The 26,026-nt window shown below is 65.3% G+C and carries 22 protein-coding genes; 18 read left to right on the forward strand and 4 right to left on the reverse strand.

Annotation, left to right across the window (positions count from 1 at the left end):
• The 15 genes from nuoE to ACR652_RS19215 all read left to right on the forward strand — a co-directional run.
• A partial coding sequence (gene nuoE / locus ACR652_RS19145) for an NADH-quinone oxidoreductase subunit NuoE (RefSeq protein ID WP_434508069.1) occupies window positions 1-450 on the forward strand: 450 nt, incomplete at its 5' end.
• Window positions 451-469: 19 nt separating this feature from the next.
• Window positions 470-1,774: an NADH-quinone oxidoreductase subunit NuoF gene (gene nuoF / locus ACR652_RS19150; RefSeq protein ID WP_434508070.1), complete on the forward strand. Its 1,305-nt coding sequence runs from the start codon at window positions 470-472 to the stop codon at window positions 1,772-1,774.
• Window positions 1,775-1,811: 37 nt separating this feature from the next.
• On the forward strand, window positions 1,812-3,872 hold the full coding sequence (gene nuoG, locus ACR652_RS19155) for an NADH-quinone oxidoreductase subunit NuoG (RefSeq protein ID WP_434508071.1): 2,061 nt from the start codon (window positions 1,812-1,814) through the stop codon (window positions 3,870-3,872).
• A gap of 10 nt (window positions 3,873-3,882) precedes the next feature.
• Entirely contained in the window at window positions 3,883-4,914 is a 1,032-nt protein-coding gene (nuoH, locus tag ACR652_RS19160; protein WP_434508072.1) for an NADH-quinone oxidoreductase subunit NuoH, read from the forward strand.
• A 3-nt stretch (window positions 4,915-4,917) separates the two neighbouring features.
• Window positions 4,918-5,406, forward strand: a complete 489-nt coding sequence (gene nuoI / locus ACR652_RS19165) for an NADH-quinone oxidoreductase subunit NuoI (protein WP_434508073.1) — start codon at window positions 4,918-4,920, stop codon at window positions 5,404-5,406.
• Between the two features lie 49 nt (window positions 5,407-5,455).
• Complete coding sequence (locus tag ACR652_RS19170) at window positions 5,456-6,058, forward strand: NADH-quinone oxidoreductase subunit J (protein ID WP_434508074.1); 603 nt, start codon at window positions 5,456-5,458, stop codon at window positions 6,056-6,058.
• Window positions 6,059-6,070: 12 nt separating this feature from the next.
• Entirely contained in the window at window positions 6,071-6,379 is a 309-nt protein-coding gene (gene nuoK / locus ACR652_RS19175; protein WP_434508075.1) for an NADH-quinone oxidoreductase subunit NuoK, read from the forward strand.
• A gap of 9 nt (window positions 6,380-6,388) precedes the next feature.
• The gene (gene nuoL / locus ACR652_RS19180; protein WP_434508076.1) at window positions 6,389-8,470 is read left to right on the forward strand and encodes an NADH-quinone oxidoreductase subunit L; all 2,082 of its coding nucleotides are present in this window, start codon (window positions 6,389-6,391) and stop codon (window positions 8,468-8,470) included.
• Window positions 8,470-9,978 carry an NADH-quinone oxidoreductase subunit M gene (locus tag ACR652_RS19185; RefSeq protein WP_434508077.1) on the forward strand — a complete coding sequence of 503 codons (1,509 nt, stop codon included), beginning with the start codon at window positions 8,470-8,472 and terminating at the stop codon, window positions 9,976-9,978. The genes nuoL and ACR652_RS19185 overlap by 1 nt, the downstream gene beginning before the upstream one ends.
• Before the next feature lie 12 nt (window positions 9,979-9,990).
• Window positions 9,991-11,427 (forward strand): NADH-quinone oxidoreductase subunit NuoN, encoded by a 1,437-nt coding sequence (gene nuoN, locus ACR652_RS19190; RefSeq protein WP_434508078.1) that lies wholly within the window; start codon window positions 9,991-9,993, stop codon window positions 11,425-11,427.
• Window positions 11,428-11,440: 13 nt separating this feature from the next.
• Entirely contained in the window at window positions 11,441-12,217 is a 777-nt protein-coding gene (locus ACR652_RS19195) for a biotin--[acetyl-CoA-carboxylase] ligase (RefSeq protein ID WP_434508079.1), read from the forward strand.
• Window positions 12,214-13,887 (forward strand): ribonuclease J, encoded by a 1,674-nt coding sequence (locus tag ACR652_RS19200; RefSeq protein WP_434508080.1) that lies wholly within the window; start codon window positions 12,214-12,216, stop codon window positions 13,885-13,887. Before ACR652_RS19195 ends, ACR652_RS19200 begins: the two co-directional genes overlap by 4 nt.
• 344 nt (window positions 13,888-14,231) lie before the next feature.
• Window positions 14,232-15,380 (forward strand): DNA cytosine methyltransferase, encoded by a 1,149-nt coding sequence (locus tag ACR652_RS19205; protein WP_434508081.1) that lies wholly within the window; start codon window positions 14,232-14,234, stop codon window positions 15,378-15,380.
• A gap of 21 nt (window positions 15,381-15,401) precedes the next feature.
• Window positions 15,402-15,821, forward strand: coding sequence for a very short patch repair endonuclease (locus ACR652_RS19210; protein WP_434508082.1), 420 nt, complete (start codon window positions 15,402-15,404; stop codon window positions 15,819-15,821).
• Between the two features lie 102 nt (window positions 15,822-15,923).
• On the forward strand, window positions 15,924-16,235 hold the full coding sequence (locus tag ACR652_RS19215; RefSeq protein WP_434508083.1) for a hypothetical protein: 312 nt from the start codon (window positions 15,924-15,926) through the stop codon (window positions 16,233-16,235).
• Window positions 16,236-16,342: 107 nt separating this feature from the next.
• On the opposite strand, the gene efp is transcribed toward ACR652_RS19215, so the two are convergent.
• Window positions 16,343-16,912 carry an elongation factor P gene (gene efp / locus ACR652_RS19220; RefSeq protein WP_434508084.1) on the reverse strand — a complete coding sequence of 190 codons (570 nt, stop codon included), beginning with the start codon at window positions 16,910-16,912 and terminating at the stop codon, window positions 16,343-16,345.
• A gap of 147 nt (window positions 16,913-17,059) precedes the next feature.
• Between efp and epmA the strand changes: the two genes are divergently transcribed.
• A complete protein-coding gene (gene epmA, locus ACR652_RS19225) occupies window positions 17,060-18,103 on the forward strand; it encodes an EF-P lysine aminoacylase EpmA (protein WP_434508085.1) in 1,044 nt (347 codons plus the stop codon).
• Here the strand turns inward: epmA and ACR652_RS19230 are convergent, their stop codons facing one another.
• On the reverse strand, window positions 18,104-18,307 hold the full coding sequence (locus ACR652_RS19230) for a hypothetical protein (RefSeq protein ID WP_434508086.1): 204 nt from the start codon (window positions 18,305-18,307) through the stop codon (window positions 18,104-18,106).
• 513 nt (window positions 18,308-18,820) lie between these two features.
• Between ACR652_RS19230 and ACR652_RS19235 the strand changes: the two genes are divergently transcribed.
• Window positions 18,821-19,918, forward strand: a complete 1,098-nt coding sequence (locus tag ACR652_RS19235) for a lysine-2,3-aminomutase-like protein (protein ID WP_434508087.1) — start codon at window positions 18,821-18,823, stop codon at window positions 19,916-19,918.
• Between the two features lie 49 nt (window positions 19,919-19,967).
• Window positions 19,968-22,688, forward strand: a complete 2,721-nt coding sequence (locus ACR652_RS19240) for a DUF3772 domain-containing protein (protein ID WP_434508088.1) — start codon at window positions 19,968-19,970, stop codon at window positions 22,686-22,688.
• Between the two features lie 265 nt (window positions 22,689-22,953).
• On the opposite strand, the gene ACR652_RS19245 is transcribed toward ACR652_RS19240, so the two are convergent.
• On the reverse strand, window positions 22,954-24,447 hold the full coding sequence (locus ACR652_RS19245) for a YcjX family protein (protein ID WP_434508089.1): 1,494 nt from the start codon (window positions 24,445-24,447) through the stop codon (window positions 22,954-22,956).
• Window positions 24,448-24,599: 152 nt separating this feature from the next.
• Complete coding sequence (locus ACR652_RS19250) at window positions 24,600-25,886, reverse strand: citrate synthase (protein ID WP_434508090.1); 1,287 nt, start codon at window positions 25,884-25,886, stop codon at window positions 24,600-24,602.
• Window positions 25,887-26,026: the final 140 nt, after the last annotated feature.

A 26,026-nucleotide genomic window follows, 5' to 3' on the forward strand; every position in this document is an offset into this window, starting at 1 on the left:
TGGTTGCCGCAGAAGGCGATCGAGAAAGTCGCCGAGCTTCTCGGGATGCCGAAGATTCGGGTGCTCGAGGTCGCAACCTTCTACACGATGTTCAACCTCGAGCCGGTCGGAAAGTATTACATCCAGCTCTGCGGCACGACGCCCTGCATGCTCTGCGGCTCGGACGATCTCATCAAGGTGCTGGAGCGCCGTGTGGGCCCGCAGCGCAAGGTGACGGCCGACGGCATGTTCTCCTGGCTCGAGGTCGAGTGCCTCGGGGCCTGCTGCAACGCGCCCATGGTGCAGATCAACGACGATTACTACGAGGACCTCACGGCCGAGAATTTCGAGAAGCTGCTCGACGCTCTCGCCGCCGGCCGCCCGGTGAAGACCGGCTCGCAGAAGGGCCGCGTATCGTCGGAGCCCGAGGGGGCGCTTACGAGCCTTTCCTCGCTCTACGGCCAGAAATAGACGGAGGCGAAGAAGTCAAATGCTCTCCGACGCAGATCGCATTTTCACAAATCTCTACGGCCTCGGCGACCGTTCGCTCGCTGGCGCTCGCGCGCGCGGCCAGTGGGACGGCACCAAGGCGCTGCTCGCCAAGGGTCGCGACAAGATTATCGAGGAGGTGAAAGCCTCTGGCCTTCGCGGGCGTGGCGGCGCGGGCTTTTCGACGGGCCTCAAATGGTCCTTCATGCCGAAGGAAGTCGACCCCAAAAGGCCGCATTACCTTGTCATCAACGCCGACGAATCCGAGCCCGGCACGTGCAAAGACCGCGAAATCATGCGCAACGACCCGCATACGCTGGTCGAGGGCGCGCTGGTCGCGTCTTTCGCCATGGGCGCGCATGCCTGCTACATCTATGTGCGCGGCGAGTTCATCGCCGAGCGCATTGCGCTGCAGAAGGCCGTCGACGAAGCCTATGAGGCCAATCTCATCGGCAAGAACAATGTCCACGGCTATCCTTTCGACCTCTACGTGCATCACGGCGCCGGCGCCAATATCTGCGGCGAAGAGACGGCGCTGATCGAGAGCCTGGAGGGCAAGAAGGGGATGCCGCGGCTGAAGCCGCCGTTCCCGGCCAATGTCGGCCTCTACGGCTGCCCGACCACGGTAAACAATGTCGAATCCATCGCGGTCGTCCCGACGATTTTGCGTCGCGGCCCCGCCTGGTTCGCCGGCATCGGCAAGCCCAACAACACGGGCACTAAGCTCTTTTCGATCTCGGGCCACGTCAACCGCCCATGCAATGTCGAAGAGGCTATGTCCATCTCCTTCCGCGAACTGATCGACACCCACTGCGGCGGCATTCGCGGCGGCTGGGACAATCTGCTTGCGGTCATTCCGGGCGGTTCATCGGTGCGCTGCGTTCCCGCGCATCAGATCATCGACTGCCCGATGGACTTCGACAGCCTCGTCAAGCTCGGCTCGGGCCTCGGCACGGCGGCGGTGATCGTGATGGACAAGTCCACCGACATCATCCGCGCCATCGCCCGCCTCTCTTATTTCTACAAGCACGAGAGCTGCGGCCAGTGCACGCCTTGCCGCGAGGGCACGGGCTGGATGTATCGCGTCGTGCAGCGCATGGTCGAAGGCCGCGCCCACAAAAAAGAGATCGACATGCTCTTCGACGTGTCGAAGCAGATCGAAGGCCACACCATTTGCGCGCTGGGCGATGCGGCGGCATGGCCGGTCCAGGGCCTCATCACCCATTTCCGCGAGACGATCGAAGAGCGCATCGATCGATATACGGCCAATCCGCACCCCGAGCCCATTCGCGAGGCGGCGGAGTAACCATGAGCAAGCGCGTTATGACTTCGGAGAGAGCGAAGTGACAAAGATTCTCGTCGATGGCGTCGAGGTGGACGTTCCGGGAGAGTTCACGCTTCTCCAGGCATGTGAGGAGGCGGGCGCCGAGGTGCGACGCTTCTGCTATCATGAGCGTCTGTCCATCGCCGGCAATTGCCGAATGTGCCTCGTCGAGGTGAAGGGGGGCCCCCCGAAGCCGCAACCCTCCTGCGCCATGTCGGTCAAGGATCTGCGTCCGGGCCCGAACGGCGCCCCGCCGGAGGTTTTCACCAAATCCCCCATGGTGAAGAAGGCGCGCGAAGGCGTGATGGAGTTTCTGCTCGTCAACCATCCGCTCGACTGCCCGATCTGCGATCAGGGCGGCGAATGCGATCTGCAGGACCAGGCGCTCGCCTTTGGCGGCGACTCCTCGCGCTTCTACGAAAACAAGCGCGCGGTCGAGGACAAATATATCGGCGTCCTCGTCAAGACAGAGATGAACCGCTGCATCCATTGCACGCGCTGCGTCCGCTTCACGGCGGAAGTCGCTGGCACCGGCGACATGGGCGCCATTGGCCGCGGCGAGGATATGGAGATCACCACCTATCTCGAAAGCGCGATGACTTCGGAGCTGCAGGGCAATGTCGCCGACCTTTGCCCGGTCGGTGCGCTGCTGCCCAAGCCGCAGAGCTTCCGCGCCCGTCCGTGGGAATATCAGAAGACCGAGACCACCGACGTCATGGACGCGCTGGGTTCGGCGATCCGCATCGACTCGCGCGGCCGCGAAGTCATCCGCATTCTCCCGCGGGTCAACGACGCCGTGAACGAGGAATGGATTTCTGACAAGACGCGCCAGATCGTCGACGGCCTGAAGACCCAGCGTCTCGATCGCCCCTATGTTCGCGAAAACGGCCGTCTGAGATCCGCTTCCTGGCAGGAAGCCTTCGAGCTGATCTCCGGCAAGCGCAAGGCCTCGGCGCCGGGCCGAACCGGCGCCATCGCGGGCGATCTCGCCGCTGTCGAGGAAATCTTCGCGCTGAAGCTGCTGATGCAACAGCTCGGCTCGCCGAACTTCGATTGCCGCCAGGACGGGGCGAAGCTCGACCCGAAGTTCGGGCGGAGTTCATATATCTTCAACTCGACGATCGCGGGCGTGGACAGGGCGGATGCTCTGCTGATCATCGGCTCCAACCCGCGCAAGGAGTCACCCGTTCTTAACGCGCGAATCCGCAAGCGCTGGCTCAAAGGCGATTTCAAGATTTCGCTCATCGGAGAGAAGGCGGAGCTTACCTACGACTACGACTATCTCGGCGCGGGCCCGGAGTCGCTTCTGCGATTCATTCAGGAAGGCAAGCCGGTCGGCAAGCTGCTGGTGATCGTGGGGCAGGGGGCGCTCGCTCGTCCCGACGGCGACGCCATTCTCACGCTTGCGGCGCAGGCCGCGCAGAGGCTCGGCGGCGTGGCGGAGGGGTGGAACGGATTCTCGATCCTGCATACGGCCGCCTCTCGCGTGGGCGCGCTCGATCTTGGTTTTACGCCGGCTCAGGGCGGCCTCGATGCGGCGCATATGGCCAAGGCGGGTGCGATGGACCTCCTGTTCTTGCTCGGCGCGGATGAGATCGCGATCGAGCCAGGCGCCTTCGTTGTCTATCTCGGTTCCCACGGCGATCGCGGCGCTCATCGCGCCGACGTCATTCTGCCGGGCGCCGCCTATACGGAAAAGTCGGGCCTTTATGTGAACACCGAAGGCCGCGTGCAGCTTGCCTCTCGTGTCGTTTTCCCGCCGGGCGACGCCCGCGAGGATTGGGCGATTCTTCGAGCGCTCTCTGGCGTCGTCGGCCATGCGCTGCCTTTTGACTCCCTTGCGCAACTGCGCAAGAAGCTTGTGGAGGCCCATCCGCACTTCGCGCGGATAGACCAGATCGAAGCCGGCAATCCAGCGGATGTCGGCAGGCTCGCCGGTCAGCCGGCGGTCGCGATGAAAGACCCTTTCGTCAATGCGATCGCCGATTTCTATCTCACCAATCCGATCGCGCGCGCCTCGGCGGTCATGGCGGAATGCTCGGCCCTCGCCCAGGGCCGACAGGCCCAAGCGGCGGAATAGGAGCGAAGACGTGAACGCCATCACTGCCTATCTGGCCGAGAGCCCGGTTCTGCTCGCGATCATCAAGAGCGTGCTGATCGCGGTCGTTCTGCTGATCTACGTCGCCTATGTCATTCTCGCCGACCGCAAGATCTGGGCCGCGGTGCAGTTGCGCCGCGGGCCGAACGTGGTTGGCCCCTGGGGCCTGCTGCAGAGCTTCGCAGACTTCATCAAATTCGCGCTCACGGAGCCGGTGATCCCCGATACGGCGAACAAGGGCATCTTCCTGTTCGCACCCTTTATCATGGCGACGCTATCCATCGCCGCCTGGGCGGTGATTCCGGTCTCCGACGGCTGGGTGGTCGGCGACATCAATGTTGGCATTCTCTACATTTTCGCGCTGTCGTCGCTCGGCGTCTATGGCGTGATCATGGGCGGGTGGGCGTCGAACTCGAAATATCCCTTCCTCTCGGCGCTGCGCTCGGCCGCCCAGATGGTGTCCTACGAAGTCTCGATCGGCTTCGTCATCATCACCGTGCTGCTCTGCGCCGGCTCGTTGAATCTGACCGACATCGTACGCGCGCAGGATACGCCCTATGGCATGGCCGGCTGGTATTGGTTGCGCCTCTTCCCGACGTTCGTCATCTTCTTCGTTTCCGCTCTCGCCGAGACGAACCGTCCGCCGTTCGATCTCGTGGAAGCCGAATCCGAGCTTGTCGCCGGCTTCATGATCGAATATTCGGCGACGCCTTACGTGCTGTTCATGCTCGCCGAATATGTGGCGATCGTGACCATGTGCGCGCTGCTGACGATACTGTTCTTCGGGGGCTGGCTGCCGCCAGCGAACATCGCGCCTTTCACCTATGTGCCCGGCGTGATCTGGTTCATCCTGAAGGTCAGCTTCTTCTTCTTCTTCTTCGCCATGGTGAAGGCTTTCGTGCCGCGCTACCGGTATGATCAGCTGATGCGCCTCGGCTGGAAAGTGTTCCTGCCGATCTCGCTGGCCATGGTCATCCTCGTCGCCGCTGCCCTTCAATTCGGCCCCGGCCTGATCGCGAGCTAAGCCATGAGACTGGACACAGCCGCAAAGTCGCTCTTCCTTACCGAGTTCGTCGGCGCATTCTTCTTGTCGATGCGCTACTTCTTCAAGCCGAAGGCGACGATCAACTATCCGCACGAGCGCAATCCGCAATCGCCGCGCTTTCGCGGCGAGCATGCGCTGCGCCGTTATCCCAATGGCGAGGAGCGCTGCATCGCCTGCAAGCTGTGCGAGGCCATTTGCCCCGCCCAGGCGATCACCATCGAGGCCGGCCCGCGCCGCAACGACGGCACCCGCCGCACGACGCGCTACGACATCGACATGGTGAAGTGCATCTATTGCGGGTTCTGCCAGGAAGCTTGCCCGGTCGACGCCATTGTCGAGGGGCCGAACCAGGAATTCGCGACAGAGACGCGCGAGGAACTCTACTACACCAAGGAGCGCCTGCTTGAGAACGGCGCGCGTTGGGAACGTGAGATAGCGCGCAACATCGCGCTCGACGCGCCTTACCGGTAAGGAACGAATGCGAGCCGTCCAGGGCGGCTCATGATGAGAGGACGAGGCCGTGGCGGCTGTATTTTTCTACCTCTTCGCGACGATCATGATCGCGTCGGCCTGTGTGGTGATCTTCGCCCGCAATCCGGTGCATTCGGTGCTGTTTCTGATCCTCGCCTTCTGCAATGGCGCGGGTCTCTTCCTGCTGTCGGGCGCCGAATTTCTCGCGATGCTGCTCATCGTCGTCTATGTCGGCGCAGTGGCGGTGCTCTTCCTCTTCGTCGTCATGATGCTCGACGTCGATTTCGCAGAGCTCAAGCAGGGGATTTCCAAATATCTGCCGGTTGGCGCGGCGGTCGGCGCGGTGGTCCTCGCCGAGCTCGGGATGGTCGTCCTTGGCTGGCACCCGGCGAGCGCCTCCAAGAATTTGCTTGAGACGCCCATCGCCGCCAATGTGTCGAACACCGCCGCGCTGGGGCAGGTGCTCTACACGAAGTATGTGATCTTCTTCCAGGCTTCGGCCCTGGTGCTGCTGACCGCCATGATCGGGGCGATCGTGCTGACCCTGCATCACAAGCCGAACGTCAAGAGGCAGAGCATCGACGCGCAGAACGCGCGCAACGCCAAGAATGTCGTCGAGCTCAAGAAGGTCCCATTCCGGACCGGCGTTTAACGAGGAAAGAGCATGACCATCGGCCTCACCCACTACCTCGTCGTCGCCGCGATCCTGTTCACGCTCGGCATCGCGGGCATCATCCTCAACCGCAAGAACATCATCGTCATCCTCATGTCGGTGGAGCTGATCCTCTTGTCGGTGAACCTCAATTTTGTGGCCTTCTCGCAGTCGCTTGGCGATCTGGTCGGCCAGGTGTTCGCGCTCTTCGTGCTCACCGTGGCGGCGGCGGAGGCCGCGATCGGCCTCGCGATCCTCGTCGCCTTCTACCGCAACCGCGGCACGATCGCGGTCGAAGACATCAATTCCTTGAAGGGCTGATCCAGAGCGATGATCCAAGCAATCGTCTTCCTGCCGCTCGTCGGCTTTCTGATCGCCGGCGCCATCGGGCGCAAGATCGGTCCGCGTCCTTCTGAGCTCCTCACGACGGGCCTGCTCTTCGCCTCCGCGATCATGTCGTGGATCGTCTTCTTCGACGTCGCGCTCGGCCATAACCACGGCTTCACGCCGGTCCTCGGAAACTGGATGACGGTCGGCGCCCTGAAGGTTGATTGGGCGCTGCGAGTGGACACGCTAACAGCGGTGATGCTCGTCGTCGTCACGACCGTGTCCAGCCTCGTGCATCTCTATTCGATAGGTTACATGCACGAGGATCCGTCGCGCCCGCGCTTCTTCGCCTATCTGTCGCTCTTCACCTTCGCCATGCTCATGCTGGTGACGGCCGACAATCTCGTGCAGATGTTCTTCGGCTGGGAGGGCGTCGGTCTTGCCTCTTACCTGCTCATCGGCTTCTGGTATGAGAAGCCCTCGGCCTGCGCCGCCGCCATTAAGGCCTTCGTGGTCAACCGCGTCGGCGACTTCGGCTTCGCGCTCGGCATCTTCCTCGTCTTCCAGCTGACGCAGTCGTTGACCCTCAACGAGGTCTTCGCCGCCGTCCCGGGCCTCGAAGGCAAGCCGATCCACGTTTTCGGCATTGACGTCGACGCGCTGACGATCGCCGCCTTCCTGCTGTTCATCGGGGCCATGGGCAAGTCTGCGCAGTTCTTCCTGCACACGTGGCTGCCCGACGCAATGGAGGGCCCGACCCCGGTCTCGGCTCTCATTCACGCCGCCACCATGGTCACCGCCGGCGTCTTTATGGTCGCGCGTCTGTCGCCCGTCTTCGAGCACGCGCCTGCGGCGCTCGAGTTCGTCACGCTCATCGGCGCAGTCACCGCCTTCTTCGCCGCGACGGTCGGCCTCGTTCAGAACGACATCAAGCGCGTCATCGCCTATTCGACCTGCTCCCAGCTTGGCTACATGTTCGTGGCCGAAGGGGTCGGCGCCTATTCTCTCGGCGTGTTCCACCTCTTCACGCACGCCTTCTTCAAGGCGCTGCTCTTCCTTGGCGCCGGCTCGGTCATCCATGCGATGCATCACGAGCAGGACATGCGCAACATGGGCGGCCTGCGGAAGGACATTCCTTTCACCTTCGCCATGATGACCATTGGCACGCTAGCGCTGACGGGGTTTGGCATTCCGCATACGGAACTCGGATTCGCGGGCTTCTTCTCGAAGGACGGGATCATCGAGGCCGCCTATGCCGCAGGGGAGCACAGCACGGCTGCGTTGATCGGCTTCGTCTCGACGGTCGTCGCCGCGGGGCTGACCTCCTTCTACTCCTGGCGACTGGTGTTCATGACATTCTTTGGTCATCGCCCGGCCCATGAGGTCCCGCATAATCACACGCATGACGAGCCGACAGCGCCAGAGCTTGCGCACGCCGCCGGGCTCAACGACCACGATCATGCTCATCATCACGACGACGATGCGCATGGCCACGACGATCACGGTCACGGGCGCCATGCGCCACATGAGTCGCCGCTCGTCATGCTGATCCCACTTGCGGTTCTCGCCGCGGGCGCCGTTGGCGCGGGCTTCATCTTCGAGCCCTATTTCGCCGGCCATGCCTACGACGAGTTCTGGAAGGGCGCGCTCTTCACTGGTGAGCGCAACCACATTCTCCATGCGCGCCATGAAATCCCGTCTTGGGTCGGCTTTGCGCCCTCGGCGATGATGGCGCTGGGCTTCCTGGTTTCGCTCTATGTCTACGTGCTGAGGCCAGGCACAGCCGCGAGGCTGGCAAGCGCTTTCCCGCGCCTCTACCAGTTCCTGCTCAACAAGTGGTATTTCGACGAGCTCTATGACGCGATCTTCGTGAAGCCGGCCTTTGTGATCGGGCGTCTGTTCTGGAAGGGCGGCGACGGCGCCATCATCGACGGGCTCGGGCCCGACGGCGTGGCTGCGCGAGTCGCCGACGGCGCCAAAATCGCGGTAAGGCTGCAGACTGGCTATATCTACAACTACGCTTTCGCCATGCTGATCGGCGTCGCCGCCATCGTCACCTATTTCGTCGCCGGAGGGCTGCGCTGATGTTCGGGTTCGGGATCCTTACCGGCCTTACCTTTCTTCCGCTGGTCGGCGCGGCCTTTCTGCTGACGCAGAGGGGGGAGGACGAAGCGACCCTCCGCAACATTCGCTGGGCGACCTTCCTGACGACGCTCGCGACCTTCGCGCTGTCGCTCTATGTCTGGGCGGGCTTCGATACGGCCAACCCGGCCTTCCAGTTCATCGAGGAGAAGAACTGGTTCGGCTCCGGCCTGAGCTACAAGCTGGGCGTCGACGGTTTCTCGATGCCGCTCGTGCTGCTCACCACCTTCATCATGCCCTTCGCGATCCTCGCCTCCTTCGAGTCGGTCACGAAGCGCGTGAAGGAATACATGATCGCCTTCCTCGTGCTCGAGACGCTGATGATCGGCGTGTTCTGCGCACTGGACCTGGTGCTCTTCTACCTCTTCTTCGAGGGCGGCCTCATCCCGATGTTCCTCATCATCGGCGTCTGGGGCGGCAAGCGTCGCGTCTATGCGAGCTTCAAGTTCTTCCTCTACACGCTCGCCGGTTCGCTGCTGATGCTCATCGCCATCCTCGCGATGTACAATCATGCGCACACCACCGACATCATGGTTCTTCTGAAGACCGACTTCCCGAAGGACATGCAGATTTGGCTGTGGCTGGCGTTCTTCGCCTCCTTCGCTGTGAAGATGCCGATGTGGCCGGTGCACACCTGGCTGCCCGACGCGCACGTCGAGGCGCCGACGGCGGGCTCGGTCATTCTGGCGGCGATCCTGCTGAAGATGGGCGGCTACGGCTTTATCCGCTTCTCGCTGCCGATGTTCCCGGACGCCTCGGTGCATTTCGCGCCGCTCATCTACGCCATGTCGGTCATCGCCATCGTCTACACCTCGCTGGTCGCGCTGGTGCAGGAGGACATCAAGAAGCTGATCGCCTATTCGTCCGTCGCGCACATGGGCTATGTGACCATGGGCCTGTTCACGATGAACCCGCAGGGCGTGCAAGGCGCGATGTTCCAGATGATCTCGCACGGTTTCGTGTCGGGCGCGCTCTTCCTCTGCGTCGGCGTGATCTACGATCGCATGCACACGCGCGAAATCGCCGCCTATGGCGGCCTCGTCAACCGCATGCCGGTCTACGCATTCGTCTTCATGCTGTTCACCATGGCCAATGTCGGCCTGCCGGGCACGACAGGCTTCATCGGCGAGTTCCTGTCGCTGGCGGGCGCCTTCAAGGCCAACAGCTGGGTGGCGCTGATCGCCACGAGCGGCGTGATCTTCTCGGCGGCTTACGCGCTCTATCTCTACCGCCGCGTCGTTTTCGGCGCGCTGGAAAAGGCGAGCCTGATGAGCATCACGGATCTCACGCCGCGCGAGATTGCGATCTTCGCGCCGCTCATCGCGCTGACGGTCTACTATGGCGTGCTGCCGGGGCAGATCCTGTCCTCGACGCAGGCCTCGGTCGATCATCTCATCCAATCGCATACAGCCCTGCTCGATGCGGTGAAGCTCGCCGCCGCCGGCCACTGACGGACTGCTGAAATGTCATTCCTCGCAGAACTCGGTCTTCACTTCCTTCCCGAGACCATCCTGGCCGTCGGCGTGCTGGTCCTGATCCTCATCGGCGCCGCGCGCGGCGAGCGGGGCTTCACGCTGGTCGACGAGATGGCCGTGGGCATTCTCGGCCTGGCGACGCTCGCCATCGTCCTGTCGACCAAGCAGGGCGACGCGACCGTCTTCGACGGCGCCTTCATCGACGACGGTTTCTCCCGTTTCGTGAAGGTGCTGACGCTCATCGGCGCCATGGCGTCGATCCTGATGTCGGTCGACTGGCTGCAGCGCAACGGGCTCGAGAAATTCGAATATCCCGTGCTGGTGATCCTCTCGACGCTCGGCATGATGCTGCTGATCTCGGCGGACAACCTCATTGCGCTCTATCTCGGCCTCGAGCTGATGTCGCTGGCGCTGTATGTCATGGCCGCCTTCGCGCGCGACGACGGCCGCGCTTCCGAAGCCGGCCTGAAATATTTCGTGCTCGGCGCGCTCTCGTCCGGCATGATGCTCTATGGTTCGTCGCTGCTCTATGGCTTCGCCGGAACCGTGTCCTTCGCCGGCATTGCGCAGGCCGTGACGGCCTCGCCTCCGGTCGGCGTCATCTTCGGCCTGGTCTTCCTGCTGGCGGGTCTCGCCTTCAAGATGTCCGCCGCGCCGTTCCACATGTGGACGCCGGACGTTTACGAAGGCGCGCCGACGCCCGTGACCGCTTTCTTCGCCTCGGCCGCCAAGATGGCGGCGGCCGCGATCACGGTCCGGGTCGTCATTACCGCCTTCCCGGCGATCACGACCCAATGGCGCCAGATCATCGTGTTCCTCGCCATCGCGTCGACATTGCTCGGCTCCTTCGCCGCTATCGGCCAGAACAACATCAAGCGGCTGATGGCCTATTCCTCCATCGGCCACATGGGCTTCGCGCTGATCGGCCTCGCCGCCGGCACGGAGGCGGGCGTGATGGGCGTTGTTGTCTATCTGACGATCTATCTCGTCATGACGCTCGGCTCCTTCGCCGCCATTCTCGCGATGCGGATCGACGGCAGGAATGTCGAGAACATCTCGGACCTCGCGGGTCTCTCGCGCACGAATGGCCTGATGGCCTTCTTCCTCGCCATGCTGATGTTCTCGCTGGCTGGCATTCCGCCGCTCGCGGGCTTCTTCGCGAAATATTACGTGCTGCTCGCCGCCGTGGACGCCGGGCTGTATCCGCTCGCCGTCGTCGGCGTGCTGGCCAGCGCGGTGGCGGCCTTCTACTATCTGCGCGTGGTGAAGGTCATGTATTTCGATGAGCCGGCGCCGGGCTTCGACCGTTCGCCGCTCGCGGTGCGCGCGGTGCTCGCCGTGTCGACCATCGCCATGCTGGGCTTCTGGCTCTATCCGGCGCCGATCATGGACGCCGCGAGCGCCGCGGCGAAGTCTCTGTTCTGATGAGGACACGCGCGTGCAATTGGGTCTGATTGCGCGCGCGCAGGGCGCCCGCCTGCTGTCCTTGGCCGAGACCGATTCGACCAACGATGAGGCGCGTCGCCTCATCGAGACCGGCGAGCGGGGGCCGCTCTGGATCGTCGCCGCGCGCCAGACGAAGGGGCGGGGCCGCCTCGGGCGAGAATGGATTTCCCCCGAGGGCAATTTATATGCGAGCTTCGTATTTAGCGATTTTCCGGAAACGCGGCTCGCGCCGCAACTGGGTTTTGTGACAGGCGTCGCCGCCATGAGAGCCTTGGGCGCGTCTGCGGGGCAGGGAAGTTTCAAGCTGAAATGGCCAAACGACATGCTTTTTGACAGCGCCAAGCTTGGCGGAATTTTGCTCGAGGGCGTCAGCGGCGGCGCGACGCCGGTTGCGATCATCGGCATTGGGATGAATATCGCCCATGCGCCGGAGGATCTGCCCTATCCCGCGCGCGCGCTGTCGGACCTCGGCGCAGGCGCGCCCACGGCGGCGAGCGTCTTCGCGCGCTTGACCGACTCGCTGTGCGCCGCGCTGGATGTGTGGCGGCGCGGCGAGGGCTTCGACGCGATCCGCGAGGAATGGCTGCGCTCGGCGCATGGCCTGGGTGAGCGCATTCGCGTGGCGCTGGCGGGGAGCGAGACCATCGAAGGGGTTTTCGAGACCATCGACGCCACGGGGCGTCTCATGCTGCTGACGGATCAGGGACGGCGCGCCATCGACGCCGGCGATGTGCTCGTCGGTCCGCGCGCCGCGGGAGCGGGCGCATGACGTCGGCTCAGGACGCGGATTTCGTCTTTGTGCCCTTCGGCGGCGTCGGCGAAATCGGAATGAATCTTGCGCTCTACGGCTATGGCCCGCCGCGCGCGCGCAAATGGCTGATGGTCGATTGCGGTCTCGGCTTCCCGGGCTCCGATCTGCCGGGCATCGACGTTGTCTTTCCCGACATCGCCTTTGTCGAGAAGATCGCGAAGGACCTCGTCGCCATCTGCATCACGCATGCGCATGAGGACCATATTGGCGCACTGGCGACATTGTGGCCGAAGCTCAAGTGCAAGGTCTTCGCGACGCCGTTCGCCGCCGGCCTGCTGGAGGTGCGCCGGCTGAGCGAGCCGGGCGCGCCGAAGATCGACATTCGCACAGTGCAGGCCGGCGCCGTGCTCGATCTCGATCCCTTCCGTGTGGAGTATGTTGCGGTCGCGCATTCGATCCCCGAGGCCAATGCGCTCGCCATTCGCACGCCGCTCGGCACGGCGGTGCATACGGGCGATTGGAAGATCGATCCGGAGCCGGGCGTGGGCAATCGCATCGACGAGGCGCGGCTGCGCGCGCTCGGCGAGGAAGGCGTCGACGTCCTCATCTGCGACTCGACCAATATTTTGCGCGAGGGCGACAGTTTTTCGGAGAGCGACGTGGCGCGCGTGCTGCGGCCGCTCATCGCCGAGGCGCCGGGCCGCGTGCTGATCACGACCTTCGCCTCCAATGTCGCGCGCCTGCGCGCCATCGCGGAAGCGGCGCAGGCCTGCGGGCGCACGGTGGTGGTGGCGGGCCGCGCCATGGACCGCGTCGTGCAGGTGGCGCGCGACTGCGGCTATCTCGACGGCCTACCGGGCTTTCACTCCCCCGAGATGCTTCCCAATCTGCCGCGCGAGAAGACCGTCGTCATCGCCACGGGCAGCCAGGGCGAGCCGCGCGCGGCCATGATGCGCGCCTCGATGAACGATCATCCCTGGATCAAGCTGGGGCAGGGCGACCGGGTGATCTTCTCGTCGCGCACCATTCCCGGCAATGCGCGCGACGTGCATCGCATCATCAACAATCTGTGCAATCTGGGCGTCGAGGTCATCACGGACCACGATCACCTCGTGCATTGCTCCGGCCATCCGCGCCGGGGCGAGGTCGCGCAGATGTATGACTGGGTTCGCCCGAAGAGCGCCGTGCCGGTGCATGGCGAGGCGCATCATCTCACCCAGCATGTCGCCTTCGCCAGATCTCGCGGCGTCGGGCAGGTCGTGTCGGCCCGCGACGGCGACATGGTGCAGCTCGCGCCGGGACCGATCGCCATCATCAATCAGGTGCCGCACGGTCGGCTGCTCAAGGATGGCGACGTCGTCATCAGCGAGGACGACGGGGCGGTGCGCGAGCGCAACAAGCTCGCCTTCGCGGGGGTGATTTCGGTCGCGCTCGCCGTCGACAAGAAGGGCGACCTGGTCGGCGATCCTGACGTGGTTTTCGCGGGCCTGCCGAAGAAGGGCAAGTTCGGCGAGGACATGGGCGAGGTCGTCGACGAGGCGCTGTTCGCGACCTTCGAGGGCCTGCCGCGCGCCCGCCGTCGCGACGCGGATGCGGTGTCGACCGCCATCGAGCGCTCGGTGCGCGGCGCCGTCAGCTCGGTCTGGGGCAAGAAGCCGATCGTGCATGTGATGGTGGTGTCGGCCTGAGAAGTTGGCGCGGATTGCGGCTCGTCCCGCAAGGGCGGGAAGAGCATAGCCGCCAGGTCGCATCGGCGTTCCCGAACGAATAGCAATCTGCGTGTTCTCATCCCTCCCCTTTGCGGGGAGGGTGGCGCGCGGAACGCGCGACGGGTGGAGTTCGCGCCACAATACGACTGTCGCGGATGACCCCACCCGACCCCGCTTCGCGGGGCCACCCTCCCCGCAAGGGGGAGGGATGGGGGTGCATCAGCATTGCCGGCGAAACCCGAGTGTCGGGGTTGAAGGGCGCGTCCGCATTCGCGCTTTTCCCCATGATTGGCTAAACTCTCGCGGGCGAACGCGAGTCGGGCATGAGCGGGAAATTTTGCTTTTATGAATTCTTCGCCGGCGGCGGCATGGCGCGGGCCGGGCTCGGACCCGGCTGGCAATGCCTCTTCGCCAATGATTTCGAGGCGAAGAAAGCCGAAAGCTATCGCCTGAACTGGGGCGGCGAGGCGCTGCATGTGGGCGACGTCGCGGCGGTGACGACCGCGCAATTGCCCGGCTGCGCCGATCTGGCCTGGGCGTCGTTTCCCTGTCAAGATTTGTCGCTCGCAGGCGCCGGGGCGGGGCTCGAAGGCGCGCGCTCCGGCAGTTTCTGGCCGTTCTGGCGGCTCATGAAGGCGCTCGGACGAGAGGGCCGGGCGCCAAGGACTATCGTGCTGGAGAACGTCTGCGGGGCGTTGACCTCGCATGGCGGCAAGGACTTCGAGGCCATCTGCGGCGCCCTCGCCGGCGAGGGCTATCATTTTGGCGCGCTCGTCATCGACGCGGCGCTCTTCGTCCCGCAGTCGCGGCCGCGATTGTTCATTGTCGCGATGCGGCAGGACATGGCGGCGCCAGCGTCGCTCACGACCGGCGAGGCGATCGAGTCGCCTTTTGTCACGCGTGCGCTGCATGCGGCGCATGCGCGTCTTCCCCAAGACTGTCAGTCGCATTGGCGTTGGTGGCGGGCGCCGGCGCCGCCCTTGCGCAATATGACTCTGTCCGAGCTTGTTCTGCATAAGCCCTCCGATGTGAGATGGCGATCGCCCGAAGAGACCGAGGCGCTGATCGCCATGATGAGCCCCGCCAATCTCGCAAAGCTCGAGGCGGCCAAGCGGGCGGGGCGCCGCATGGTGGGGACGCTCTACCGCCGCACGCGTTGGCAGGACGGCGTGAAGGTTCAACGCGCCGAGGCGCGTTTCGATGGGATCGCCGGCTGTCTGCGGACCCCTACGGGCGGGTCCAGCCGGCAGTTCGTTGTCCTTGTCGAAAAGGGCGCGGTGCGCGTGCGGCTGATGTCGGCGCGTGAAACGGCGCGGCTGATGGGACTTTCCGACGACTATGTTTTACCGGAAAGATATAACGACGCCTATCATCTCACTGGCGACGGCGTCGTGGTTCCGGTTGTCCGGCACATCGCGGCTGCTCTTCTGGAGCCGTTGCTGGCGGGACGGATCACGAGAGAAGCGGCCTAGGCTTGCTTTCGCGGGGGTCGCATGAACGCGCAGACCAGCGCCCAACGCTCCGCCACGATGCGCGCGGTCAAATCCCGCGACACGTCGCCCGAGCTTGCGGTGCGCGCGTTGCTGCGCGGCTTTGCGCCGGGTTACCGGCTGCACCGCAGCGATGTTCCCGGCAATCCCGACATCGCCTATCTCGGGCGCAGGCAGGCGATCTTCGTGCATGGCTGTTTCTGGCATGGGCACGATTGCGCGCGCGGGGCGCGCATGCCCAAGGCCAACGCCGATTACTGGCGCGCCAAGATCGCGCGCAATCGCGCTCGCGACGAGAAGCATCGCGAGGCGCTCGCCGGGCTCGGCTGGCGCGCTCTCACGATCTGGGAGTGCGAATTGAAGGACAAGGCGGCGCTCGAGACAAAGCTGCGCAATTTTGTCCTGTCTTCAAACAAAAATTGAATGCAGACATGCGGCGTCGACTAACGACATTCCATGTTTGGGCGCGAAAGAAGGCTGCGCGCGCGCTATTCTTCCTCAAATCTCTTTGCGGGGAGGAGGGCCATGTTCGTTGTATCGTCGACCACATATGGCATCAGCCAAAGACTGCTCGCCTATGATCGGATGTCGGACGCGATGGCGCGGGCCGCGGAAACGCCGAGCGTCGAGAGCGACAAATCGCAGATCTACAAAGTGCCGGTCAGCGACACGCGCGCGGCCGTCTCGGCCGTCGGGGCGGGCAAGGGCGTCTACGTGGACGCCGTCGCTCAGCCGCCAGTGGAGGCGCCGACCGCCGAGCGGAGCGTCGCCGAGCGCGGCGCGGAGAACGCGAAGGCGCAACTGCTGGCGGCGATGATGCAGAACACGGGGGCGTGACGCACGCGTGATCAGACGCCCATCCTGTCGGCAGGCCAGCAATTGGCGCTGCAGACGAGACGGTTCGGCGCGCGACCGTCCCGGTCGCGGCGTCGTTCAGGAGGCGATCAGTCCTTGGCGCGCTCGACGTAGGCGCCGTCTTCCGTCTGGATGACGACGCGCGTCCCGCTCTGGATGTGCGGCGGCACCATCACGCGGGCGCCGTTGGCGAGCTTCGCGGGCTTGTAGGAGGAAGACGCGGTCTGGCCCTTCATGGCCGGCTCGGTCTCGATGATCTCCAGCGTCACGCGCTGCGGAAGCTGGATCGCCACGCACTGGCCGTTGAACATGGAGAGGATGCACTGCATGCCTTCCTGAAGCCACTGCGCCTGGTCGCCGATGACGTCGCCGGGAACCGCGATCTGCTCGTAGCTCGCCTGGTTCATGAAGTGATAGCCGTCGTCGTCACTGTAGAGGAAGCTGAAGTCCTGATCCTCGACGAAGGCGCGCTCGACCTGTTCGGTGGTCTTGTAGCGGTCGGAGACCTTCACGCCGTCCGAAAGGCGACGCATGTCGATCTGCGTCGTCGGCGTGCCCTTGCCGGGGAAAAAGCTTTCCGCGGTCAGCACGACATAGAGCTGGCCGTCCTCACGCTCAATAATATTGCCCTTGCGGATCGAGCTGGCGATGACTTTCACAGGTTCGGTTCCTTCATTGCCGGCGATCGCGCCGGCTCGCGTTCATTGCCCGCCTCTGCCGGGCTGGTCTATGAACGGGGTAAGATCATATTTCGCGCGCGTCGGCAAATCCCGCCGCTGGAGCACGGACGCGCTCAGGGAGGTTTCATGACGCGCTCTTCGCCCTGGTGGGCACGGGATGTTTACGCCGATCGCAAGCCATTTCTCAAGGCGCGCGCCGCGATTACGGCCGCGGCGCGGCGATTTTTCGCGTCCGAGGGCTTCACCGAGGTCGAAACCGCCGCGCTTCAGGTTTCGGGCGGCAATGAAACGCATCTCTCCGCCTTCTCCACCGAGTTGATCGCGCAGGACGGCGGCCGCAGCCGCCTCTATCTCCACACCTCGCCGGAATTCGCCTGCAAGAAACTGCTGGCCGCGGGGGAGGAGCGGATTTTCACGCTGGCGCGCGTGTTCCGGAACCGCGAGCGCACGGCGCTGCATCATCCGGAGTTCACCATGCTCGAATGGTATCGCGCCGGCGCGCCCACCCTGCGGCTCTATGAAGACTGCGCCGGGCTGCTGGCGGTGGCTGTCCGTGCCGCCGGGGCAAGCGATCTCGCCTGGCGCGGGCGCGTTTGCGACCCTTTCGCCGAGCCGGACATCGTCACGGTGTGCGAAGCCTTCGGGGCGCATGCGAGCATTGATCTCGAAGCGCTCCTCGGCGATCGCGACGGCCTCGCCGCGGCGGCCGCACGGGATGGAATTCGCGTCGCGCCCGACGACACATGGTCGGATATCTTCAGCAAGATCCTGACCGAGAAAGTCGAAAGCAGACTGGGGAGCGAACGGCCGACCCTGCTCGTCGATTATCCGGTCAGCGAAGCCGCTCTGGCGCGCGTGAACGAGCAGGACCCGCGTTTCGCGGATCGCTTCGAGCTTTACGTCTGTGGAGTGGAGCTCGCGAATGGCTTCGCCGAACTGACCGATCCCGCCGAACAGCGCCGCCGCTTCGAGGCCCAAATGGCCGAAAAGTCGCGCATTTATGGGGAGGTCTATCCGATCGACGAGGATTTCCTGGCGTCGCTATCCGCCATGCCGCCCGCGTCGGGCGTGGCGCTGGGCTTCGATCGCCTCGTGATGCTCGCAACCGGCGCCGAGCGGATCGAGCAGGTGCTCTGGACGCCCGTGGCGGAGCAGGGGACGGCTGTCTGATCAGCGATGCAGGAGCATCACCAGCGGCAGGACGCTCGCGACCCCCGTGAGAAGGCAGCCAAGAAACGCCGCCTCCACATAGAGGCGGGCGGTTGAGGCGCGCCCGACCGTCGCGCGGGACTCCCAGCGCAGCCCGGCAGAGGCGGGATAGCGAATGGCGATGCGGCGGGACGCGGGAAAGGGATCGAAAGCGTCGATAGACATGGGCGCCTACCTTTGTTGAGAAAGCCTACTAATTTTATGGACTAAAAATCACATGTCAAGGCGTGTTTTGGCATATAATCACGATTTGCAGATGTTGAATGACTCGTCGCGCTCAGTTCGGTGACGGCTCTGGAGAAATTGGCGAATTGCCAGTAGAGCGAAGGTCTGGGGCGCGCCCATCCCTCCCCCTTGCGGGGAGGGTGGCCCCGCGAAGCGGGGTCGGGTGGGGGCCAGCCGCACCAGCGCCGGAGCGGCAAGGCCCCCCCACCCGGCGGTCTCCGACCGCCGACCTCCCCGCAAGGGGGGGGGATGGGGATCGCCGGCCGGCGCTTTTCCCGCGCAAGGCGCGCGGCCAACAGGTGAAATGAAGGCTGGTCGGGAGCTCTCCCTCCCCCTTGCGGGGAGGGTGGCGCCGCGAAGCGGGGTCGGGCGGGGTCAGCCGCAGCAGCGCTGGAGCGGCGAGGCCCCCCACCCGGCGGTCTTCGACCGCCGACCTCCCCGCAAGGGGGAGGTATGGGGATCATCCGCCAGCGCATTGCCAAGGAAGCACGCGAGCAATTGAAGTTGACCCCGACGAGAACGCTCCGCTCCCTCTCCGACCTTGCCGAGGCCGGCCTGGCCCTCGACGCCGAAGCCGCCGACCTGCGAGCCGTCATGGCGCGATACAGCGTCGCCGTGACGCCGGAGGTCGCCGGCCTCATCGACAGGGACGATCCCGCGGACCCGATCGCGCGGCAGTTTTTGCCCGATGCGCGCGAGCTCGCGACGCTGCCGCAGGAACTGGCCGATCCGATCGGCGACGACGCGCACAGCCCGGTTCCCGGCGTCGTGCACCGCTATCCGGACCGCGCGCTGCTGAAGCTTCTGACCGTCTGTCCGGTCTATTGCCGCTTCTGCTTCCGGCGCGAGACGGTGGGGGCGGGCAAGGGCGATCTGCTGGGCGACGCCGAGATCGACGCGGCCTTCGCCTATATCGCCGATACGCCGCAGATTCGCGAAGTGATCCTGACTGGCGGCGATCCGCTGATGCTGTCGGCGCGGCGCCTCGCCATGGCGGCGCGGCGGTTGGCGGACATCGGCCATGTGGACATCCTCCGCGTCCACAGCCGCGCGCCGACGGCGGCGCCGGGGCTTGTCACCGAGGAGCGGCTCGCGGCGCTGCGCGACAGCGGCAAGGCGCTCTATGTGGCGCTGCACGTCAATCATCCGCGCGAGCTTTCGGACGCCGCCCGCGCCGCCATCGCCCGCCTGCGGGCGGCGGGGGCGACGCTGCTCTCGCAAAGCGTGCTGCTGGCCGGCGTCAACGACGGGGCCGACATTCTCGAGCGGCTGATGCGCGATCTTCTGCGCCTCGGGGTGAAGCCCTATTACCTGCATCACCCCGACCTTGCGCCGGGCACGCGCCATTTTCGCCTCAATATTGAGGCAGGAAAGCGTCTCCACGCCGAGCTTTCCCGCAGGCTCACGGGGATCGGCGTCCCGGCCTATGTGCTCGACATTCCCGGCGGCTTCGGCAAGACGCCGGTCGCGGGGATCGAAGCGGACGGCTCAGGCGGCTATCGAGTCACGGACCGGCTCGGACGCGTGCATGTCTATCGGGATGACCTCTAGACTTGCCCGGTCGCGCCACCGATTCGCCGCGCCTCTCGGAGAAATGCGCTTGCGCAGACTGTCCCTTGTTTTCATCCTTTGCATTCTCGCCCTGGCTCCGCTGCGCGCGGCGGCGGAAGACGCCCCGACGACGCTCGATCAGGTCAACGCCCGGCTCGACCGCACCCGCAGCGCGCTGGACGAGGCGCACAAGTCTCTCGAAGACCCCAATCTCTCCGACCGCGCGCTGCGGTCGATGCGCGACAAAATGGAGCCCTTGCGTCGCGAGCTCGAAGAGACGATCGACCAGCTGACGCCGCGTCTGGCGGCGGTGGAGGCGCGGCTCAAGGAGCTTGCTCCCAAACCGGCCGAGCCGCAAACCGCCGCGGCTCCCGCGCCGGCGCCAGCCCCCGCGGCGGCCCCGGCCCAGCCGCCCGCGCAGGCGCAGCAGAAGCCGCCGCCGCTGCCGCCCCAGCGGCCCGCGTCGCCCGCGCCGGCGGGCAAGGACGCCGGCAAGGACGCGGGCAAGGCCGACGCCGCCAAGCCGCAACCGCCGCCCTCGGCGTCAACCGCCGCGCCGCCCGCCGAAGCGGCGGCGGGCTCCGCCGAGGCCAGCGCCAGCGCCGAACTGGTCGAGCAGCGCAAGACATTCGATTCGATCGAGGCGACCCTCAAGCGGGCGCGCGCCATGCTGCTGGAGACGCGGCAGATCAATCTGCAGATCGTCGCGCGCCAGCGCGATCTTTTTGCCAGGACGCTGTTCCTGCGCACCAATGGGCTGTTCTCGGTCGACCTCTGGCGCGCGGCGCTGGCCGATCTGCCCGTGGTCGCGGGGGAGGGCGCGAGCTTCCTGTCCGACCGCTTCGCCAATTTCTCGAACCGGGTCGAGAGTCGCAAGGCGCAATTCATCGCCATCGTGCTTGTGATCGTCCTGCTGCTGCCGCCGGCCTTCTTGCTGTCGCGGCGCGTGCTGACGCGCAATCATGCCGGGACGACGCCGACGCGGCTGCGCCGCGCCGCGGGCGCCGGCTGGACCGCAATCGTCGCCGCCGCCGTGCCGATCGCCGCCGCCGCCGCCCTCGACGCGGCTCTGGAGGGGATGGACCTTCTCGACGCCTCGCTTCAGCCCGTCTGGTGGCGCGTCTTCGAAGCCATTGCGCGCGTGTCTTTCGTCTATGGCGCGGCCCGCGCGGTCTTCGCCCCCGCCAACGCCGCCTGGCGCGTGATCGACCCCGGCGACCGCCTCGCCAGACTGTTCGTGCGGCTTCTCACCGCGGCCGCGATCGCCCTGTCGATCACGCGCTTCGCCGAACACATCGAGGAGGTCGTGCAGGCCAGCCTGCCGGTCGTGATCGTGACACGCGGCGTGGGCGTCATGGTCGTGGCGCTTCTCCTGCTCTGGGCCGTGATCGCGCTGGCGCCCCGCAAGGTCGTCGCGGAAGGCGAGGCGGGCGCGACGCGCGAAGGCAGGGACTGGCTGGCGCTGACCCGCTTCGTCGGCGCGCTGCTGCTCGTCGCCATCGTCGGGGCCTGCGCCTTCGGCTACGTCACGTTCGCCAATTTCGTGATTCTCCAGGCCGCCTGGACCGCGGGCGTCGCCTTCACGCTCTATGTCGTGGTGGTTCTCTCCGCCGGCGGCCTGGAGCACGCCTTTTCCCCCGGGGGAATTCTCGGGCGCAGCCTGATCGGCGGACTGGGCGTCAAGCGCGACCAGCTTGCGCCGATCGGCGTTCTCCTCTCCGGCGTGGTCACGATCATCGCCTGGGGCGCCGCGGCGATCGTCGCGGTCGCGCCCTTCGGCTATGAGTCGAACGACATATTGGCGACGATCCGCAACGCCTTCTTCTCGTTCAAGATCGGCGACGTCACCATCTCGCCCTCGTCGGCGATCGCCGCCGTTGGGTTGTTTTTCGGCGTGCTGGCGGCCGCGCAGGGGTTGCGTCGCTGGCTGGACACGCGCCTTCTGCCCTTGACGCGGCTGGACGTCGGCCTGCGCAGTTCGATCAACGCCACGCTCGGCTACCTCGGCGTGATCGCGGCGGCCCTCGTTTCGATGTCGAGTCTCGGCATCGGCGTCGAGAAGCTCGCCATCGTCGCGGGCGCGCTTTCGGTCGGCATTGGTTTCGGCCTCCAGTCGATTGTCGGCAATTTCGTCTCTGGCCTCATTCTCCTGTGGGAGCGCGCCATTCGCGTCGGCGACTGGGTCGTCGTCGGCGACGAGCAGGGCTATGTGCGGCGGATCAACGTGCGCTCGACGGAGATCGAAACCTTCGATCGCGCGACGATGATCGTGCCGAACTCGAATCTGATCACCGGCATCGTCAAGAACTGGCTACGCGGCGACAGGATCGGCCGCATCAAGGTGGCGCTGTCGCCGCATTCCGGCGTCGATCCGGAAGTGATGCGGGACATCCTGCTCGCCGCCGCCCGGGCGCAGGATGACGTGCTGCGCATTCCGGCCCCGCAGGTGATGTTCCTCGGCATGGAGGCGTCTGGCTTCAAGTTCGAGCTGTGGTGCTATGTGGCGGACGTCGAGAAATCCTCGCGCGTGCGCAGCGACCTGCATTTTGACCTGCATCGCCGCCTCGCCGAAGCGGGGATCAAGATGGCGGCAACGGCCGAGCCGCCGAAGACCATTCTGCAACTGCCCGAACTCGACAAGCTCGCCGCGGCCGCGGCGGCCAGCGCGCTGGCGATAGAGGCGGGCATCGTCGAACTGGTGAACGGCGACAAGGAGCCGGCGGTGGACGCGCCCCGGCCGGAGCCGGTGGAGGTGCGGGAAGAGGTTTAGCGCCTCGCCGGCGATCCCCCTACCTCCCCCTTGCGGGGAGGTCGGCGGTCGAAGACCGCCGGGTGGGGCTCCTCGCCGCTTCGGCGCTGTTGCGGCTGACCCCGACCCGACGCCGCTTCGCGGCGCCACCCTCCCCGCAAGGGGGAGGGAGAGTTCATGCCCAGCGTTCGTTTCATCCCTTCGCCGCTCGGCTTCGCGGGAAGGGGCGCCGGCCGGCGATCGTCATACCTCCCCTTGCGGGGATCGTTGCGAAACCTCCCCAGTCTCAGGCCAGCTTGTCGCCGAACAGAAACTCCATGGCGCGATCCAGCCGGATATGCGGGAGCGGCAGCGCTTCCCGATCCTTTGCGATCTTCGCGACCGGGGGACGGAACTTCAGGAAGCGATACTCGGCCTCCTCCTCGTCGAGCGCCAGCGCGTCGCCCCGGAACACTAGTTTCGGATCGTCCGGCAATTCGCCCGGAAAGATCGCGCCCTCGGCGATTCCGTCAAAAACGTCGTCGCCGATGCGCTCGCCTTCGATGGGCGTGCCGACGATGGCCGAAAGCTTTTCGCCCTCGTGGCGGACGATCGCCTCGCGGGTCGCGCGCACGGCGGCCATGGCGATCACGTCGATCTCCGCGCCCACCCCCTCCGCCCGCGCAATGGCGCGCGCCGTCAGATGGCGCAGGATCGCCTCCAGCCGGTCGTGGCTGGTGTGATGCAGATGATCCGCCTTCGTCGCCGCGAAGAGAATGCGGTCGATCTTCGGCCGAAACATTTGTGAAATCAGATTGGAGCGCCCCGTGCGGAAGGCGTTGAGCACGTCCGTGAGCGCGTTTTCGAGATCACGCACGGCCGCCGGCCCGGAATTGAGCGCGGTCAACGCGTCGACCAGCACGATCTGCCGATCCAGCCGCGCGAAATGATCGCGGAAGAAGGGCTTCACCACATGCGTCTTGTAGGCCTCGTAACGGCGCTCCATCTCGCGGCCGAGGCTGCGATAGGGCAGTTCCTCCCCCTCCGCCACCGGCAGCGGCGCGAAGGTCAGCGCCGGCGAGCCTTCGAGGTCGCCGGGCATGAGGAAACGCCCGGGCGGCAAGGTCGAGAGGGCGAAGCGCTCGGTTTTCGCGAGGCGCAGATAGTCGGTGAAGAGCTTCGCGAGCTTCTGGGCGGTCTGCTCGGAATAGCGGCCTTTCGGATCGGCCTGCGCCGTCGCGCCGCGCCAGTCGGCGGCGATGGGCGCGCGGGCGGCGGCGCTCGCCGCCTCCAGCGTCTCATGCGACCATTGCGCATAGGTCTTGCCCAGCAGCGGCAGATCGAGCAGCCATTCGCCGGGATAATCGACGATGTCGATGTCGAGCCGCGCATGTTCCTGCCCCAGATGGCGCAGCGACCAGGCCTTGCAGTTGAACTCGATGGAGACGCGCAATTCCGAAATGCGGCGGGTCGATTGCGGCCAATGGCGTTCTTCGCCGCTGGTCAGCGCCTCAAGATGTTCCTCATAGGCGAAGCGCGGCACGTTGAAGTCGGGCTGCGGATCGAGATGGGCCGAGACGATGCGGCCCTCCGAGAAGGCGCGGAACACCGGCAGATGCGCCTTGCGCCCCGCCGCCAGCGCGCGGGTGAGGTGATGGACGAGCGAGGTGATGAAAACGGTCTTGCCCGCGCGCGACAGGCCGGTGACGCCCAGCCTCAGGCGCGCCCCGGCCACGAAATCGGCGAGGCTCTCGGCGGCGACGCGCGTCTCGAACCAGATATCGGAAATTTGCGAGGACACGGAGGCTCCGGGAAGAGATGGTGGGCCTTCATCTAATCCAGGAGGCGACGATTTGGGAGAGCGCAATTGCGCGCGGCCGCCGCCGTTTGTCTGCCCCCTCCCCAACTTCGCGGGAGAGGGAGCGGATTGTGGCCTTCATCAGGACTGTGGGTCTACCGCTTCGACATCGGCACATAATCGCGCCGCTTCTCGCCGGTGTAGAGCTGGCGCGGGCGGCCGATCTTGGAGCCGGAGTCCTCGATCATCTCCTTCCACTGGGCGATCCAGCCCACCGTGCGCGCCACGGCGAACAGCACGGTGAACATCGCCACCGGGAAATTCATCGCCTTCAGCGTGATGCCCGAATAGAAGTCGATGTTCGGATAAAGCTTCTTCTCGATGAAATACTCGTCGGAGAGGGCGATGCGCTCCAGCTCCAGCGCCACGTCGAGCAGATCGTCCTTCACGCCGAGTTCGTTGAGGACCTCGCGGGTCGTGCGCTGCATGATCTTCGCGCGCGGATCGTAGTTCTTGTAGACGCGATGGCCGAAGCCCATCAGGCGGAAGGGATCGTTCTTGTCCTTGGCGCGGGCGATGAACTGCGGGATGCGCTCGGGCGTGCCGATTTCGGCGAGCATTTTCAGCACCGCTTCATTGGCGCCGCCATGCGCCGGCCCCCACAGCGAGGCGATGCCCGCCGCGATGCAGGCGAAGGGATTCGCCCCCGACGAGCCGGAGAGACGGCCCGTCGAGGTCGAGGCGTACTGCTCGTGGTCGGCGTGCAGGATGAAGATGCGGTCCAGCGCGCGGGAGAGAACCGGATTGACCTTGTATTCCTCACAGGGCACGGCGAAGCACATGCGCAGGAAGTTCGACGTGTAGTCGAGGTCGTTCTTGGGATAAACGAACGGCTGGCCGATCGAATATTTGTAGGCCATCGCCGCCAGCGTCGGGATCTTGGCGATCATGCGCGTCGAGGCGACCATGCGCTGCACGGGATCGGCGATATTGGTCGAGTCGTGATAGAAGGCCGAGAGCGCGCCGACCGAGGCCACCATCACCGCCATCGGATGCGCGTCGCGGCGGAAGCCCTGGAAGAAGCGGGCCATCTGCTCATGCACCATGGTGTGGCGCGTGATGCGGTAATCGAAATTCGCCTTCTCCGCCGCCGAGGGGAGCTCCCCGTAGAGCAGCAGATAGCAGGTCTCCAGAAAGTCGCCGTGCTCGGCGAGCTGGTCGATCGGGTAGCCGCGATAGAGCAGCACGCCCGCGTCGCCGTCGATGAAAGTGATCTTCGATTCGCAGGAGGCCGTCGAGGTGAAGCCGGGATCGAAGGTGAACATCTCCGTCTCGGCATAGAGATGACGAATGTCCACGACGGACGGTCCCAATGTCCCATCCATGACCGGTAGATCGATGGTCTTGTCCCCGATAGTGAAGGAACCCTTATTGTCGGCCATTGCGCACCTCACTTGTCGACCTGGGCGCGCGAAAGATCGGCGCCGGGACTCGCCCAGCGAACGCTCGTTCAAAATTGCGTCGCAACGCTGGCAGGCCTTGACCTTTGCACAGACTGGCCGGGGGACGGCCTCTTGTGCGC

Source organism: Methylocystis sp. (genome assembly GCF_051061225.1).
Classification (GTDB): Bacteria; Pseudomonadota; Alphaproteobacteria; order Rhizobiales; family Beijerinckiaceae; genus Methylocystis.